Origin of the sequence: Paenibacillus sp. FSL R7-0216 (genome assembly GCF_037969915.1) — a bacterium.
Lineage (GTDB): Bacteria > Bacillota > Bacilli > Paenibacillales > Paenibacillaceae > Fontibacillus > Fontibacillus rhizolycopersici.
Genome location: NZ_CP150222.1, coordinates 1,334,732 through 1,349,845 on the forward strand (window position 1 = coordinate 1,334,732; position 15,114 = coordinate 1,349,845).

Annotated in this window: 22 protein-coding genes; 19 read left to right on the forward strand and 3 right to left on the reverse strand. The window is 45.5% G+C overall.

The window, feature by feature from the left end:
- Window positions 1–54: 54 nt before the first annotated feature.
- Complete coding sequence (gene groL / locus MKZ15_RS05615; RefSeq protein WP_193415549.1) at window positions 55–1,674, forward strand: chaperonin GroEL; 1,620 nt, start codon at window positions 55–57, stop codon at window positions 1,672–1,674.
- 86 nt (window positions 1,675–1,760) lie between these two features.
- Here groL and MKZ15_RS05620 read toward each other — a convergent pair whose 3' ends face one another.
- On the reverse strand, window positions 1,761–2,984 hold the full coding sequence (locus MKZ15_RS05620; protein WP_339820491.1) for a tyrosine-type recombinase/integrase: 1,224 nt from the start codon (window positions 2,982–2,984) through the stop codon (window positions 1,761–1,763).
- A gap of 346 nt (window positions 2,985–3,330) precedes the next feature.
- Window positions 3,331–4,206: a helix-turn-helix transcriptional regulator gene (locus MKZ15_RS05625; protein WP_339820494.1), complete on the reverse strand. Its 876-nt coding sequence runs from the start codon at window positions 4,204–4,206 to the stop codon at window positions 3,331–3,333.
- A 149-nt stretch (window positions 4,207–4,355) separates the two neighbouring features.
- Here MKZ15_RS05625 and MKZ15_RS05630 point away from each other — a divergent pair, with 149 nt between their 5' ends.
- From MKZ15_RS05630 to MKZ15_RS05710, 17 genes are all read left to right on the forward strand, one after another.
- Window positions 4,356–4,589: a helix-turn-helix transcriptional regulator gene (locus tag MKZ15_RS05630; RefSeq protein ID WP_339820496.1), complete on the forward strand. Its 234-nt coding sequence runs from the start codon at window positions 4,356–4,358 to the stop codon at window positions 4,587–4,589.
- Window positions 4,590–4,656: 67 nt separating this feature from the next.
- Window positions 4,657–4,977: a hypothetical protein gene (locus tag MKZ15_RS05635; RefSeq protein ID WP_339820497.1), complete on the forward strand. Its 321-nt coding sequence runs from the start codon at window positions 4,657–4,659 to the stop codon at window positions 4,975–4,977.
- Window positions 4,978–5,437: 460 nt separating this feature from the next.
- Window positions 5,438–5,650, forward strand: coding sequence for an AlpA family phage regulatory protein (locus MKZ15_RS05640; protein ID WP_339820498.1), 213 nt, complete (start codon window positions 5,438–5,440; stop codon window positions 5,648–5,650).
- Window positions 5,647–5,916: a hypothetical protein gene (locus MKZ15_RS05645; protein ID WP_339820500.1), complete on the forward strand. Its 270-nt coding sequence runs from the start codon at window positions 5,647–5,649 to the stop codon at window positions 5,914–5,916. The genes MKZ15_RS05640 and MKZ15_RS05645 overlap by 4 nt, the downstream gene beginning before the upstream one ends.
- Window positions 5,917–6,184: 268 nt before the next feature.
- A complete protein-coding gene (locus MKZ15_RS05650; RefSeq protein ID WP_339820502.1) occupies window positions 6,185–6,580 on the forward strand; it encodes a hypothetical protein in 396 nt (131 codons plus the stop codon).
- 361 nt (window positions 6,581–6,941) lie between these two features.
- Window positions 6,942–7,277 (forward strand): hypothetical protein, encoded by a 336-nt coding sequence (locus MKZ15_RS05655; RefSeq protein ID WP_339820503.1) that lies wholly within the window; start codon window positions 6,942–6,944, stop codon window positions 7,275–7,277.
- A gap of 25 nt (window positions 7,278–7,302) precedes the next feature.
- Window positions 7,303–7,773, forward strand: a complete 471-nt coding sequence (locus MKZ15_RS05660; RefSeq protein ID WP_339820504.1) for a hypothetical protein — start codon at window positions 7,303–7,305, stop codon at window positions 7,771–7,773.
- Window positions 7,774–7,795: 22 nt separating this feature from the next.
- On the forward strand, window positions 7,796–7,996 hold the full coding sequence (locus tag MKZ15_RS05665) for a hypothetical protein (protein ID WP_339820507.1): 201 nt from the start codon (window positions 7,796–7,798) through the stop codon (window positions 7,994–7,996).
- A gap of 147 nt (window positions 7,997–8,143) precedes the next feature.
- Window positions 8,144–8,629 carry a hypothetical protein gene (locus MKZ15_RS05670; RefSeq protein WP_339820509.1) on the forward strand — a complete coding sequence of 162 codons (486 nt, stop codon included), beginning with the start codon at window positions 8,144–8,146 and terminating at the stop codon, window positions 8,627–8,629.
- Window positions 8,616–8,789 carry a hypothetical protein gene (locus MKZ15_RS05675; protein WP_339820511.1) on the forward strand — a complete coding sequence of 58 codons (174 nt, stop codon included), beginning with the start codon at window positions 8,616–8,618 and terminating at the stop codon, window positions 8,787–8,789. Before MKZ15_RS05670 ends, MKZ15_RS05675 begins: the two co-directional genes overlap by 14 nt.
- Window positions 8,790–8,805: 16 nt before the next feature.
- Complete coding sequence (locus MKZ15_RS05680) at window positions 8,806–9,009, forward strand: hypothetical protein (RefSeq protein WP_339820513.1); 204 nt, start codon at window positions 8,806–8,808, stop codon at window positions 9,007–9,009.
- Between the two features lie 202 nt (window positions 9,010–9,211).
- Window positions 9,212–9,445 carry a hypothetical protein gene (locus MKZ15_RS05685; protein ID WP_339820515.1) on the forward strand — a complete coding sequence of 78 codons (234 nt, stop codon included), beginning with the start codon at window positions 9,212–9,214 and terminating at the stop codon, window positions 9,443–9,445.
- 19 nt (window positions 9,446–9,464) lie between these two features.
- Window positions 9,465–10,385, forward strand: a complete 921-nt coding sequence (locus MKZ15_RS05690) for a hypothetical protein (protein WP_339820517.1) — start codon at window positions 9,465–9,467, stop codon at window positions 10,383–10,385.
- A 491-nt stretch (window positions 10,386–10,876) separates the two neighbouring features.
- Window positions 10,877–11,422 (forward strand): hypothetical protein, encoded by a 546-nt coding sequence (locus MKZ15_RS05695; protein WP_339820519.1) that lies wholly within the window; start codon window positions 10,877–10,879, stop codon window positions 11,420–11,422.
- A 25-nt stretch (window positions 11,423–11,447) separates the two neighbouring features.
- Window positions 11,448–13,358 (forward strand): phage tail tape measure protein, encoded by a 1,911-nt coding sequence (locus MKZ15_RS05700; RefSeq protein WP_339820521.1) that lies wholly within the window; start codon window positions 11,448–11,450, stop codon window positions 13,356–13,358.
- 97 nt (window positions 13,359–13,455) lie between these two features.
- Complete coding sequence (locus tag MKZ15_RS05705; protein WP_339820523.1) at window positions 13,456–13,860, forward strand: hypothetical protein; 405 nt, start codon at window positions 13,456–13,458, stop codon at window positions 13,858–13,860.
- Window positions 13,861–13,954: 94 nt separating this feature from the next.
- A complete protein-coding gene (locus MKZ15_RS05710; protein WP_339820526.1) occupies window positions 13,955–14,269 on the forward strand; it encodes a hypothetical protein in 315 nt (104 codons plus the stop codon).
- On the opposite strand, the gene MKZ15_RS05715 is transcribed toward MKZ15_RS05710, so the two are convergent.
- Window positions 14,256–14,393 (reverse strand): hypothetical protein, encoded by a 138-nt coding sequence (locus MKZ15_RS05715; protein ID WP_339820528.1) that lies wholly within the window; start codon window positions 14,391–14,393, stop codon window positions 14,256–14,258. The two genes, MKZ15_RS05710 and MKZ15_RS05715, sit on opposite strands and share 14 nt — an antisense overlap.
- 92 nt (window positions 14,394–14,485) lie before the next feature.
- On the opposite strand from MKZ15_RS05715, the gene MKZ15_RS05720 reads away from it, so the two are divergent.
- A complete protein-coding gene (locus MKZ15_RS05720) occupies window positions 14,486–15,004 on the forward strand; it encodes a hypothetical protein (RefSeq protein ID WP_339820530.1) in 519 nt (172 codons plus the stop codon).
- Window positions 15,005–15,114: the final 110 nt, after the last annotated feature.

Consider the following 15,114-nt stretch of genomic DNA (forward strand, 5'->3'; position numbering starts at 1 on the left):
GAAGGGTATCGAACGAACAATCCTACACACATCTATATGGGAGGTAATTGAACAATGGCAAAAGACATTAAATTCAGTGAAGAAGCCCGCCACGCTATGCTTCGCGGGGTTGACGCTTTGGCAAACGCAGTTAAAGTAACACTCGGTCCGAAAGGCCGCAACGTCGTGCTGGAGAAGAAATTCGGCAGCCCGCTGATCACGAATGACGGTGTGACGATCGCGAAAGAAATCGAATTGGAGAACGCTTTTGAAAACATGGGCGCCCAGCTCGTTAAAGAAGTAGCAACGAAAACCAACGACGTAGCCGGTGACGGTACGACGACGGCAACGGTTCTGGCGCAAGCGCTGATCCGCGAAGGTTTGAAGAACGTGACTGCAGGTGCTAGCCCAATCGGCCTGCGCAAAGGGATCGACAAAGCGGTTCGCGCTGCAGTGGCTGAACTGAAAGACATCTCCAAAGCCATCGAAGGCAAGCAATCGATCGCTCAAGTTGCCGCGATCTCTGCTGCGGACGAAGAAGTCGGCGAATTGATCGCTGAAGCGATGGAGAAAGTCGGCAAGGACGGCGTTATCACTGTTGAAGAATCCCGTGGTTTTGCCACCGAGCTCGAAGTGGTTGAAGGGATGCAATTCGACCGCGGTTATGTATCTCCTTACATGATTACCGATACGGACAAAATGGAAGCCGTACTCGATAACCCATATATCCTGATCACCGACAAGAAGATCAGCAGCACGCAAGAAATCCTGCCGCTTCTGGAGAAGATCGTCCAACAATCCAGACCGCTGCTTATCATTGCTGAAGATATCGAGGGCGAAGCGCAAGCGATGCTGATCGTGAACAAACTGCGCGGCACGTTCAACGCGGTAGCAGTTAAGGCTCCTGGCTTCGGCGACCGTCGCGAAGCAATGCTTCAAGATATCGCGGCTCTGACCGGCGGCCAAGTGATCACCGAGAAGCTCGGCCTTGACCTGAAGAGCACAACGGTGGATCAACTGGGTAACGCACGTCAAGTGATCGTTACGAAAGAAAACACAACGATCGTGGACGGCAGCGGTGACAAAGGCGACATTACGGCTCGCGTGAACCAAATCCGTGCTCAACTGGAAGAAACCACTTCCGAGTTCGACAAAGAGAAACTGCAAGAACGTCTGGCTAAACTGGCTGGCGGCGTAGCGGTTATCAAAGTTGGTGCGGCAACCGAGACTGAATTGAAAGAACGCAAACTGCGCATCGAAGACGCGCTGAACGCAACGCGTGCAGCCGTTGAAGAAGGTATCGTATCCGGCGGCGGCGTTGCCCTCGTGAACGTATATGGCGCTGTAGCTGCGGTTGAAGCAACCGGCGACGAAAAAACCGGCGTTAACATCGTGCTTCGTGCCCTGGAAGAACCGGTACGCACGATCGCTGCAAACGCTGGCGAAGAAGGCTCCGTTATCGTGGATCGCCTGAAAAAAGAAAAAGTTGGCGTCGGCTACAATGCCGCTACCGGCGAATGGGTGAACATGATCGAAGCAGGGATCGTTGACCCAGCGAAAGTTACTCGTTCCGCATTGCAACATGCAGCATCCGTTGCTGGCTTGTTCCTGACCACCGAAGCGGTGATCGCCGACAAACCAGAACCGGAAAAACCAGCTATGCCTGACATGGGCGGCATGGGCGGCATGATGTAAAACAGGCTTCTAAGCCTTGATATTTAAGGGTTTTTGAATGTGGGGAAGGCCATTTCCCCACATTTTCCCCACATAAGGTAACATGTTTAGAGGCTTCTCATGAGTTCAGCGAACTTTTGGGAAGCTTCTTTTTTCATTGTTTTGGTAACATGCATGTATACATTCCGGGTTGTATCATCATCTTTATGACCGAGCCGTTCCATGATCTCGGTCAATCCTACCCCGGCCTCTGCCAGCAGGGAAGTATGAGTATGTCGCAGGGAGTGAGGGGTCAGCTTTTCATTAAGTCCCGAAATCTTCAGCAGCCGGCGCATCCGGTTTTCTATAGTTTTGATGAATTCCGGATATCCCGCATTTAGGGCATCAGTTTTGGCAATTACAAAATCACCGTCATGGTAGGTGGTTCGATATTCCATCATAATTTCTTTCTGCTTCTTACGGTGCTTCTGAAGCTCCTTAAACACCATTGGATCCATATCGATCTTACGTCTTGATGCTTTGGTCTTGGGTGTGAGCAGTTGGTACTCCCGCGTTCGATTGGACGGATTGTAGTAAGTTTTTGTAATGCTGATTGTATGCTCGTCCGAATCGAGGTCAGACCATCTTAGGGCACAAAGCTCTCCCGCTCGCATCCCGCTGTAAGCGAGTATGAGGAATATGACGTAATCCTGATCGAGCCCGTGCTCCCGGATAGTGTCAAGGAACTTGGCCAGTTCTTCCTTCTCGAGGTACTTCGCAACCTCTTCTTCTTGCTCAATTTCCTCAACTGTTTTCTGCGGACGCTGCAGCTTGGCGTATTGAGTTGGGTCGTTTTTTATGATGTCAAGCTCAACTGCCTTACTGAATATCATTCTTCCTGTAGAATGAACACCTGATAAAGTGTTAAAGGCCAGTCCTTTCTTTGTTTCATCCGTCTTCTGTAAATCATTCAGGGCATCCTGATACATCTTTTTAGTAATATCCTTCATTTTCATGTTCTCAAAATATTTCATTAGCCGGCCGGACTCATGCTTACGAACTCGGACTGAGCTGATTTTCACGGTGGAGCTGTACGATTCCAACCATGTTTTCACGAATTCTTTGAAGGTAATGTTCTTTTCTTGAACGTATGTCCCTTGCTGGAATTCTGTGATTAATGCGGCGGCGGCGTTTTTAGCATCGAGTTTTGTTATAAAACCACTTAGTTCCTTCTGCTTTCGCTTATTGGTGACAGGATCCCGGCCAATGTCTACTGTTACGGACCAGGTCGCCCCACATGTACATTTTTTTCCTTCTTCACATTTACAGCCTCGCTTCCTGAAATATGGCATGTTCAATCATCTCCTTTAGTAAAAAATCAAATTGATAGATTTGGTTCTTCTGCTGGTCACTCCGCCGGTCACTACCGCCCTTAAAGCCTTGGTGCTCAGAGGGTTGTGCTGGTCGTTATGCCGGTCACCTGCAGCTTGTCCCGTCTAAAAAGACGGTAAGACGCCGGATAATAACCGTGCTTCTGCTCCAATCTCGTTAGAATTACTTGATGTATAATATTTCATCAAGATTGTGGCAAACAACTCCTTGCTTTATAAAGAATTTATCCAACTCAGCTTTCCACGTAATGGAAGTGAAAGATGTACGCCTTCTTTTTCTCTCTCATGATATCTCCCGTAGATTAAATTATTTATTGTGAGGAAATAACGTGGCTAACATGATTAATATTCGCTGTACATCAGAATGGTCTAATAGGCGACCACAGTAACGAAATGAAGCACCTTCATTTTGAAAAAATGTAATGATCTCAAGAGATTTGCCGTTCTCGAAGTTACCATCAAAATCAAGATATTCCAACTCTGCAGTTTCCATTTTCAAAAGTTGAATCAGTTTTTTCATGTTCTTAGTGTTTAATTCTCCGATACGATCTTTAATGTATTGATCTTGATCAAACCGTGTAACAATTCCTCTCTTAATAAAAAGCTCTGAAATTTCCTTGCTCATTTCTCGAAGTTGTTTTTCCGCTTTTAATTCTTCCTCGTCTTGCGTAATAAAGGGGAGAAGATTGTGCCTCTTGGCAATGTCTTTAAATATCTCATAAAAATCAAGCATGTCGGATGCGTCACCAATCTCATACATCAGTTCGATTAATTCCTTAGGTGTGTACTTAAAATCATCGTCAACGTATCCCTCTAATCGCTTTTTAATGTCACTTACTATCTCTTCAGAAAAAAAACCTGTAGGAGCTAATTTATGGATAAGGTTGCGGAATTCTTCAGTAAATCTGAATCGATCATCATATGATTCCTTCAATTGCTCTTTCTTTTCCTCCGATAGTCCGTCAAAGTATTCAAGTTTTTCGAGCAAGTCACCGTATGTCGTGGATTTTAAGTATTTAGACAATACTCTGATAGTATCGATGGATACTTTCTGAGTTCCTGATTCAATCCTCGCTATAGTCCCATTGCTGATCCCACTATCTAAAGCTAATTTTCTTTGGCTTGAATAACCACTTTTTATGCGATGTTTTTTGAAGTATTCACCAAACTCAAATTGATTCATTTCATTATCCTCCCGTTATGTTTCATCTATTTGTATGATAAGTGTTTCACGCGCGAAACACAAATGGTATTTTATTTAAGAATTATGTTGCACAAACTACACATAATGTGATATCTTATGTGTATCGCGATACACAAGGTGGTGATTATATGAAAATTAAACTAAAGGACCTAGTAAGCTTTGAAGAACTACTTATTCGAAAAGGGTTCTCGAAGAAAGCATTTGCGGAAGCTGCTGGTATAGGACAAGTCACTGCATTGCAGATATGTAATGGCGATCGCAATCCTAGCCCACGTATTGCCAAACGCATTTGCGATGCGCTCGAAGTCACCTTCGATGACATCTTCATGATCATCAAGGCACCGCAGCCTGCAGGAAAGTAAGCAATGGAGTATACGATCTTTGAAAACAGCATAAGCCAACATATCCCAAATGAAAGGAGGCAACCCCGTGAGCCTTGAACTCACATGCACCAAGCACCGGATCGAACTGGAAAAGAAGCATTTTCCGAATGGAGTGACGCCCCAAGAAATTAAGCTGCTGGACGACGTAGAGCAACTATTAAACCGGGCATATTCGGTTGGTACTGAATCGACGGGCAATTTCCAAGCCTGGTCGAACCAATCGGCGTTAGGTTATGTGATTGCGGCCGCCGAACGTGCCGGATTCAGTGAAAACGACATTCAGCGGCTGGTCCGGGCAATACACAACCGATTTGACATGGTTTCGCTGGAGGAAGCACCCGAGTACTACCGCAAGTCGCCCTATTAATTTCATCACGAATTCGTGACTACGAAGTTTTAAATTTAATGCCTTATGGTTACCAGCTCAATTGTATTCCTAAACATTGTGGCTTTGGAAAATGCTACTTAATCGTTATGAAATTCAGATAAGAAAGGGAGATAGCGCATGTACACATCAGAAGAGCGCGAGACAACCGCAGTCTATGACTATGTGACCAACACATGGTCGATATACACCTGTGTTCCACGGCATATGACGAAGCTTCGGAAAATTGCTGACCCATTATGGGAGGAGATTACAGAGGGGAAGGTTACGGCAGCCAAGTGGGAGCTTAAGGGCAGTCAGGTCATTTTCGCTAACGAGAGAGTTACAAATATGAGCTCCAAGCAAAAGGAAGCCGCTAGGTTGAGAATGCAACAAAGACACGCGAAACGTGACTTGGAAGTTATGAATTAGCACTTATATTCTCATAGAAGGAGGGACCGATATGGAACGCAATGATTTGCCGCTAATTTTGCAGGCTAAAGACGTGATTAAGGTTACCGGCCTTTCAAAAACCACCGTATATGAACTTATGAAAAGTCCTGATTTTCCACTAATCAAATTGAATGAACGGAAGTTGGTGTACCGGGATCAATTCTTTGCTTGGCTTGATAGTAAGCAGCAGGTGCCAGCTATGAGTGGGAGGGAGGGGGAGTGAATACCAAACGGATTATAACTCTTCGCTTGCTGCAACTCATTCTGGACCTCACAAATAAGGCCACCGAACTTGAGGGAGTCGGCATAAAGCTGGTCATAACTGACGAGTTGATTGAGCGAGTTGCCGCGGTACTTTTCGAAATTAACGGCATTGATCCAGCCGCTACCGGCCCGATGTACCTTACCCTGGCGGATTATTGCTCCGGCTCCATTGAAACGCATGATTTCATGAGTTTAATGTCGGGAGTGGCGGTGAGTTCGGGATGAATGAGATAGCTAGAAAATCTGTTCGGACAATCCTTGAAGCAACGAAGCGACTCGTCAACTTAACCCGAAACCTCGAATCCGAACCCATTGAAAACTGCATTGATGAGATTACGGACGAAATTTGGGTTATTTTCGGTTGGCCGCTTTCTCAGAATGAAGATAATACGAAGTTCATCAATGCAATGGTTGCCTTCCAACATGGGAGGATCGAGATGGACGAGTGTCTTCGGATCATGGATGAATATGCAAATGCAAGAAGGTGAGGTGAATGCCACGCAAAAAGAAAGATTACGGATTCAAACCTTTCGAAGGAACCAGTACGAAAGGGAGACATTTAAGAATTACTCTCAGCATGATGGAATCGAAGGCATGGAAAGAGCTTTCCGTTCACTCTATCGCTTTGTATATCCACATGAAAGCCAAATTCAATTATGACAATGAGTACAACATCAGCTTTACATATGCTGAGGGCGAGCAGCTCATGACTGAACAGACTTTTTCTAAATCATTGGATCAATTGAACGACCTGGGGTTCATCAAAGTAATAAAAAGTGGATGGACGACAAGAACAGCAACGATCTATGGCTTCAGTGACCAGTGGAAGTATTACGGTACCGACAAGTTCATTGTTACACCAAGACCTAAGCGGAAAAGGAAACGTTAAATTTTTTTGGCTCCCCCAAAAATGAGGGTAGTCTACCCATGAAAATGGGGGTATCAATTCAAGATTGGGGCAATTTTGAGTGAAGTACTACCCCTAAAAATGAGGGTAGAAAAAAACGCTCTACTACTTGTCAGGCATGGGATTGCGGGCGATTTTTGATTTTTCCTCCACTACCCCTAAAAATGGGGGACCTTTATATATATAGCCATACCTAGGTTTTTTGTTTCAGGTCTTGTCTTGGTTTAAAAGAGGCAAGAAAAGAGGGGGTGAAAAAATTTGGCCTCGATTGGCATAAAAAAAGCTTCCCAACAGGTAGGAAGCGGTCTCGACATCCTCAATTCTACCACAGGAGGGCTCAAAAATGCCATCACTTGATAAAAATACCGAAAAACGTGTCGTTTCGTTTCTACGAGAGATCAATCTAATGCTGGTACTCGAGCGCCATACCGATGAGGTCAAGCGGATTAAGGACCTTGTTGAGAGGATGCCGGCATTAGAGCGAGAGATCATTAACCGCAAGTATCTGGACAAGGAAGCTGATTATGTCCGGCACTATGAGATTTATCGGGATCTGATGATATCCGAGGGCCATTACGCGAAAGTTCGCCTTCGTGGACTTCAAAAAATCGCTGCCGAGTTCGGATTGTTTGATGCCGCAGAGAAAAAAGTCTGTGGTCAACTAAGTTCAAACTTTTAAATTCAAAAAGAAAAGGATGATACCCATGAAAAAAATTAGCGAAGTAGCTCCAAAAATCATTGATCAGGAAACGCACCAGGAGATCCCTTTCACCCAATACTTAGAGGATCAAGCCGGCATGGGTGAGCTGTTCACTCCGGAAATCGGGGAAATGCTCGCCGCGGCGCTCCACCCTCAAACCGACTGGGTTGAAGCTTTGGATTACCTGGCGCCGATCGCTCGAGAGATCATTTCGGAAGCCGTGCAACTGGACGACAAGAAAATCTATCTCCAACTGGTGACGGCCCTGCGGGATGCCTGGCAGCAGCTTTGTGAGCATCCCAACCCGGATAAAGCGGCGGCCCGGCAGTATGAACTCAAACCCCAGGATCCGGAGTTTTCAGGCACCTTAAAACGCCTGTTGGATGATTTGGCTTATACCCGCACCGTGGTTAAAGAGTACGCCGCCGAGCCTGATGGAACCTACAGGGTCGTGGTCGGATTTCCTTCCGAGTAATCCATAAGGAGGCGCAGCATCAATGCTATACGAAGTCGGAGTCCGCTGGGAACGGGAGCGCAAGCTTATTGAAGCCAAGAACAGCACGCTAGCCAAACGCGAATTTTGCAAGCGTACGGGCCGCAAATACGACGATCCTTGGTCCGGAGTTTCAATCCTGACAGCTCGCCAGAAAGATGCCAATCCGGCGCAGAAAGGGAGAATTCCAGATGTCACTGAATGATCTGGCCCGGCTATGGAGGGAACGGAGCCTCCTGCAGCACCGTGTGATTATTTGGAACTTGAAATAGAAGAAGCAGGGGCCTTCACTCTCTTCAAGTCCAACCCCATATGCAAGTTAAAATCTTATACCGAGGAAAGGAAGATTAGCATGAGTAAATTAAGAAAACTGATTGCCCCAATTATTGCAGATGCAGGAGAAAAAACCTTTGTGGACTATATGATCCCCTTCAGCAACAGTGGCGAAATCTACGAGCCTTACTTTGCTCCAATATTGGAGGCTGCGCTTGAAGCCCCTCACGATCCGGAGGATGTCTATGAAATCATTGTTCCAATCGCTTCTGAAATTCTGAGCTTCATAAAAGAGGAACAGCCGGAAATTTACCGCCTGTTGCTGCAGGATATTAAGAAGGCACATGATCGATTGCTGGCATGCCGGGAGCGTAAGGAGATTGTAATTGACTTGAGCCTTGATTCGGATGAAGTTGCACAATCCAAGTTCCAGAGTATCAACAAAGATTTGGACAACGGCTGGATTCTTGAGGTTTACGAAGACAGGCTTGAAGAATCAGGGCGTGTTCGTGCGGGTCTTCTGCGAACAGTAAAATTCCAAGGTGATGGCCATGAAAACAACTAATATCCTTTCCTCTGGTCGTAAAACCACTCTCCCCGGCCCGGCATCCCGGTATTACACGGAAGATGGATCGGCCATCAAGGTTGAAGCATTGCTCGAAGGCATGCGAGAGCTTGGCGCCGATACCACGGAAATCGAAGAATTTCTGAACAGTCTGGATTAAGGAGATGACCATAGCCATGGAAGATCTGATATCGCAACTGATTGACGCTCTTGCTGTAAAGACCGGGCGTAGCCGCCAGGAGGTAACTTGCGTGTTTCGTTCCTGCATCACTACGAATCCGGATAATCCAGAGGGACCGGGCTCCATTGAACTGAATGATGTGGAGAAGGCATTGGAAATGGAACCGGGATTCTTTAGGAGGGCTGTTGGGAGGGCATAAACAATGCACCGGCTATGGAAGGAACAGACGTATTCGGCTTATAGGAAATTCCTATCTGTTATATGAAATTAATTGTCGAGAGGAATGAGAAGGTTGACTATCCCTGATTCAGGAGAAGTGGCGAGACCACCGCCGACTCGATTATGTTTCAAGTTCACAGGCTGTCTCTCACTAACCCCAAATAAGAAAGGATGACAATACAATGAGTAAAAACTTTGATATTTCCACTAAAACTGAGGCGCAACGCCTTAGAGACTTGGAGTCAATTCGAACTCCTGAAAACAGCCATATTATTGATGCCGCAATTGCTTCTGGTGAATCCGCTGAAGCAGCCGCTCTGCGAATTGTTTACGCCCGGATTGAAGAACAAAAAATGGTCGATGCAATGGTTGCCGAGGCCAGTAAGATCATAGCCCGCCGTAATGGCAATATCTGAAATTTGAGGAGATGGCACAATGTTCAAAGAAATCGAGGAATTTAAACAGGCTGAGGCTAAAATAGACGCCCGGATCGAGGAGCTTTCGCACGAGATTGAACAAAAGAAAGTCGAGCATGCCAAAGCCGCAGCGACATACAAAAAAATGATGGTTGATGATAGTGCCGGCGTGAAATCCTACACCACCGCAGAACTGAACAAAGCCAAGATGCGAGATGATGAACTGGCCAGTGAAATTCAAGTTGCCGAAGAGCGCTTGCGGATGGTTCGGGACGGGAAATCCGAAAAGCTCGAGGGTATGCTCGAAAAGGTGAAAAAGGGCTGGGAACGTGAAAGCCAGAAGCTTAACAGCGAAATCCAAGGAATATTTAACGCTGCCCGGGAGCACCGCGCAAAGCTTACGCTTGAAATTCAGAAAGGCCATGAAAAGTACCAAAAGGCTCAAGAATTACTCCGGGCATTAAATCAAGTTGAAAGAATTGCAGGGCGTGATTACAACAATCAAACAACTCGTCTTGGTGTTCCAGAGAAACCTTTGTTAAAAGAATATCACAGCCTGTATTATTCACCAGTTACCGACAAATGTGTAGCGCCAAGCGAGAGGGAACTTACCGATGCTTACCAATTTGGGAAACTTCCTCAATGGGTTGAGCGCTATGCAAAGACCGGGCAACTTGTTACTGACGAGGATTTGAAACCGAAGCAGACGGCTGAATCTAAGGAGCAATCTAACGGTGGATTCCTTGGGAAACTATTTGGCAAAGTCGATCGGAACAAGATCCGGACCGTTAAGGTTCAAAGTCCGAATCCAAAGGAAGCTGCAGAGCGCTGGATAAACGACCATCCAACTGCAACAATTATATCCTCCGAACAGAGAAGCAATAGTATGCATGAGATCCAGTATATCCTTCCGGATGAAGATGGTAAGGAACTAGGTTAACCGCGAAGGATACAGTTTCTTCATCGGATAGAAGTTAACCTATTCTGGATCCCGATAAGAGGTGAGATTCATGGCTTGGACGTCTGAACAAAAGGACATATCTCGCAAAAGCTTTCAGCAATGGAAGGCCAAGAACAAGGCTAATTTAAATGATGGACCCGGTCATCATTATTATTTCAGAGGCAGAAAACAACTTGAAGAACGTCACAAATCGCGATCGGCCTATACTTACAAGCGTTCATAAGGAATTACACATTGTCACGGGTCCTTCTGGCGGTCTAGGATGACTGCGGGTGCTCGCGAGCCCGGGAAGGACCTAGATTATAATTTTCAAACTTACTTTCGCTTTCTGTTATTATCAGGGCGGTCCGGGAAGTCGAGAAAATTGCTTCGAATTGATGTCTGCAATTAATTTAGGCTCGTTCTTTAAAAAAGTGAAAGTAAGTAGAAGCAAAAAGCGAAAGTAATTTAAATGCGAGGGGGTGGGAGGTATGGATTCAATTGAGCGTGCAAAAGCACTTGAAAGGATCCGTTTGGTAACTCAGAAATTTATGAAGTCCAGTCAATCGGCAATGAATTCTAACGATCAGGATCAGGCCAAGCAAAAGGAAATTTTTTTGGATGCCCTGATTCACACTGTGATTACTTCAAAGGTACATGGCCGTTACATGATTGATCTTGTCGTAGAAGCCGCTAAAGATACAAAGGATTTGGAACAGACGTTTTCTCATTCTCCGAGAAAAAGGAAATTCGCTAAAACCCAAAAACAGGTTCGGAAATTGACCGTGAACGTAACGCATGCAATTGATCAGAAGCTCAATGAGCTAAAGTATTGGGAACATATGATGAATGATGTATTTCAGGTCGAACTTCTTGTTAGTAAGATTGCCGCTGTATTGCGCGATCCTGATAATCTGTTGTCGCCCTATTTGTCAAAGGAAGATGTCGAGTACGTAACATCGGCAATTAATCATCAGACAAGCTCCTCTTTGTCTTTTAGTGACTTCTTTCCGGAATTCTACAGTGCAAATACCTAGTTCTTAAGAAAGTGAGGTGAAAAAATTGGCAGGTAAAACATATGAAACAATATTTGAACTCGGCGGAAAGCTACATCCCACCTTTACCAAGGCCTTTGGAGAAGCAAATCGTAACGCAAAAGAATTGCGTAATCAGATTGAGAAGGTTCGGGCCAGCTCTGATTTTCAGAAAGTATCAAAAGGAGCTGGATTATTCTCCGGCTCTCTAAAAAAAGTTGTTGCTGCAGCTTCTGCTACTTCAGTAGCGATCGGTGGCATTTCGGCTGTCGCCAATTCAATAAATAAGGCTATGGATTTTGAGGCTCAGATGGATAGTGTAGCATCGCTAGATAAGTCCATTGCGAAAGGGACAGAGAGCTATTCGAAGATGCAGGATCTTGCACTTGCCATGGGAGCTAAGACAAAATACTCCGCACTCGAGGCAGGACAGGGTATGGAGGAACTGGTTAAGGCAGGCATGAGCGTTCAAGATGTTATGGGCGGTGGGCTCGAGGCCTCTTTAAATTTAGCAAGTGCCGGTGAAATCGAGGTAGCTGATGCAGCTTCAGTCATGTCTATTGCAATGAACAGTTTCAGAAAAGATGGTATGAGCGCGGCACAGGCCGCGGACATTCTCGCCGGTACTGCGAATGCAGCTGCTACAGGTGTAAGTGATCTTCGGTTCGGGATTGCGGCAGCTGGTTCTGTCTCAAGTGGGCTTGGTATGTCATTCAGGGATACCGCATCAGCCATTGGTATTTTCACGAACAACGGTCTCCAAGCAGCTGATGCAGGAACCAGTTTCAAAACTATGCTCTCAAATTTACAGCCCACAACAAAAGAACAAGTTGCTCTGTTTGAGAAGCTTGGAATTGTTACTGAAGATGGATCAAACGCATTTTTCGATACTACGGGGAATGTTCAGTCACTCGAAAATATTGCTAGTACACTTAGAAAGTCTTTATCTGGATTAACAGCACAACAGCGGGATCTGGCTTTACAAACAATGTTCGGCTCCGACGCTATTCGGGCAGGGAATATCTTGTATTCGGAAGGTGCCTCGGGCGTTAAAAAGTTCACAGACCAGCTTGCGAATGGTCCGACAGCTATAAGTGTTGCTACAGACAAAATGAATAATGCAAAGGCTGCGATCGAGCAATTTAAAGGAGCTATGGAGAACCTTCAAATCGTCGCGTTACGGCCAACGTTACCACTGATCCAAAAAGTGGCACTCGCTGCAACTGACTTCACAGGTCGGCTCATTACTTGGTTTTCTAGCGATCAGGCAAAACGCTGGGGAGATACTCTCCGCGGTGCCATCGGTTTTGTGAGTCGCGCATTCAGGTCACTTTTGAAAGTGGTTGGGCCGCTCGCGGATGGGATAGGGAAAACCTTTGGCGATATGTTTAGCGGCGGTGATTTAAAGGGTGGTATGGCCGGCCTATTCGGTGAGATGCAAGAGATGGCTCAGGAATGGGGCGGGGCTCTCGTAGATCTTTGGCCAACGGTCAAGTCGGTATTCAGCTCGATAGGAAGCATATTCAAGCAACTTATTCCAGTATCTGCAAAAGTAGCGGTGACCATTTGGACGGGTTTTGCTAAGGTGTGGAAAGCACTATTGCCTGTTGGCATCTATATTCAGCAAAAGCTCTGGCCGATCCTTTCGAAGGTCTTTGGCTTCATCGCCCATGATGTGGCTCCGGCTATCTCCCGCGCCTTCTCCGCAATGCTTCCAACATTCCTGAACGTTGCGGCTAAGATCGGACAAACCATTTCGGCCCTGTTCAACTTCATCAAGCCGATCATAAATGCCCTGGTCGGGGTGTTTAACTTCGCATTCCCGATCATCAAAAGCGGTTGTTCTCGCTGCGATTCACTCTGTCTCCGGGGTGTTCAATGGCCTGATTACCACTCTTGGCGGTGTACTGGACTTCATCACAGGCGTTTTCTCTGGTAACTGGGCAAAAGCTTGGGAAGGTGTTAAGAGCATCTTCAGCGGTATATTCTCGACGCTCGGATCAATCCTCAAGGTTCCGATCAACGCGATTATCGGCTTGATTAACCAAGCATTTAAAAGCATCGGATCGATCAGCGTGAACGTGCCCGACTGGGTACCAGGAATCGGTGGCAAGACGCTGGGATTCGATTTACCGCAGATTCCTTTGCTCGCCAATGGCGGGGTTGCGACCGGACCCACGTTTGCCATGGTCGGCGAGGGACGCGAGGACGAAGCTATCCTGCCGCTCTCGAAACTGGACAGCATGCTGCAGTCCCGGACTCCATCAGGTAAACCGGAATCCGCGGGCGTCACAATTCAAATCACGAACTCACCTAAGATTTACGTGAGCGGAACAGCGACTGAGCAGGATGCGAAGAGAATCGCAGCTGCGTCGAATGATGACCTTGAGAAGCGGCTGCGGGCGCTCAAGAAACAACAGCAAAGGGTGAGCTTTGCATGACGTTGCGGTAGTCAGTATTTTCGTACCCTGCTGGCCTCGGCCGGTGGGGTATAATTTTTTTTCCTGAGAATAGTAAGATACCGAGGTGAATGAAATGAACAGAGAGGAACTTATAACATATTGTCAGCTTGTAAAAAGAGGAAAGCCTGCGGCTTCAATCCCTCTCCAAGAAAAGTACTTAGAGGATGCCTTCAAAATTGTGGAACAAGAAGGTGATTTACTGACTCATATAGAGCAGTTATCTGATGGTTGGCTTACATTCTGGGTGTATCGGTATCCCCATATCTTAGAGATCATAAAAAATTCTCCACAGGCTCCGAGTACGGTGTATGACCACTGGATTTTAGGTAAGTTGTTTGGTTACGAAGAAGCAGCCATACAAGATTTTATCCAAACTAAACTTTTCTAAATTCTGTCCCGGAACATTTTGGACATGGTGGCAAAGTATCGCTATGATCGTCAAGAACAACAATCTGCCCGCATTTTTTGCATTGGTAAGAACCTTTACCTGGTTTTTCACCTGTTGTTGGCATTCAAATCACCTCCTTTCTAACTAGGACTTTCGACACCAAAGGAGGAAATACCTTCCTGCTGTCGAAATGTGATGTGAAGGAGGGAATAAATATTGTTTGACCTAATTGGGAACTTAAAAGAATTAAAGAATCTTAGCATTTCAAAGGTATTAGTTTTTTCATCTTTTGTTGTATTAATACTAGGATATGTGAAACATAACATGCCTGGAATCAATAAAGATTTCCTTAAAACTTTATCTTTCTTCTCTAAGAAATTTGATTTTAACGAATGGAAGTCAATTTTATTAATTATTCAAGTAATTAGTGCTGGAGTCGTAATTGTGTTATTTATTGTCTATTTACTCAGTCTAATTATCTTTGCGACCTATTGGAATAAACAAAGTAACGCGCCTATCCTGAGGGGTATAAGAAAGGAATGGGTTCAGAGTAAATTACCCGTTTATTCTATTATATCTTGTGCAATATATTTAAATTTAATAGGATATTACGCAGTATTTGAAATTGAGCCTATAAATTACCAGATACCAATAATCATTTCGACAGTAGTTATTCTTTCTGCTTCCTTAGCTTTCTTTGGTAAATATATTATTCAAAATTATGATGAGTATTAGCACCATTAACTCTGCAATAGTTTTATTTCATTGTCCGTCAAACCATGACCCAAATCTCGTTCGCCGATCGTTCCGGCGCAGGCCCGGGTTCTCCGTGTGCCAAGTCGGGG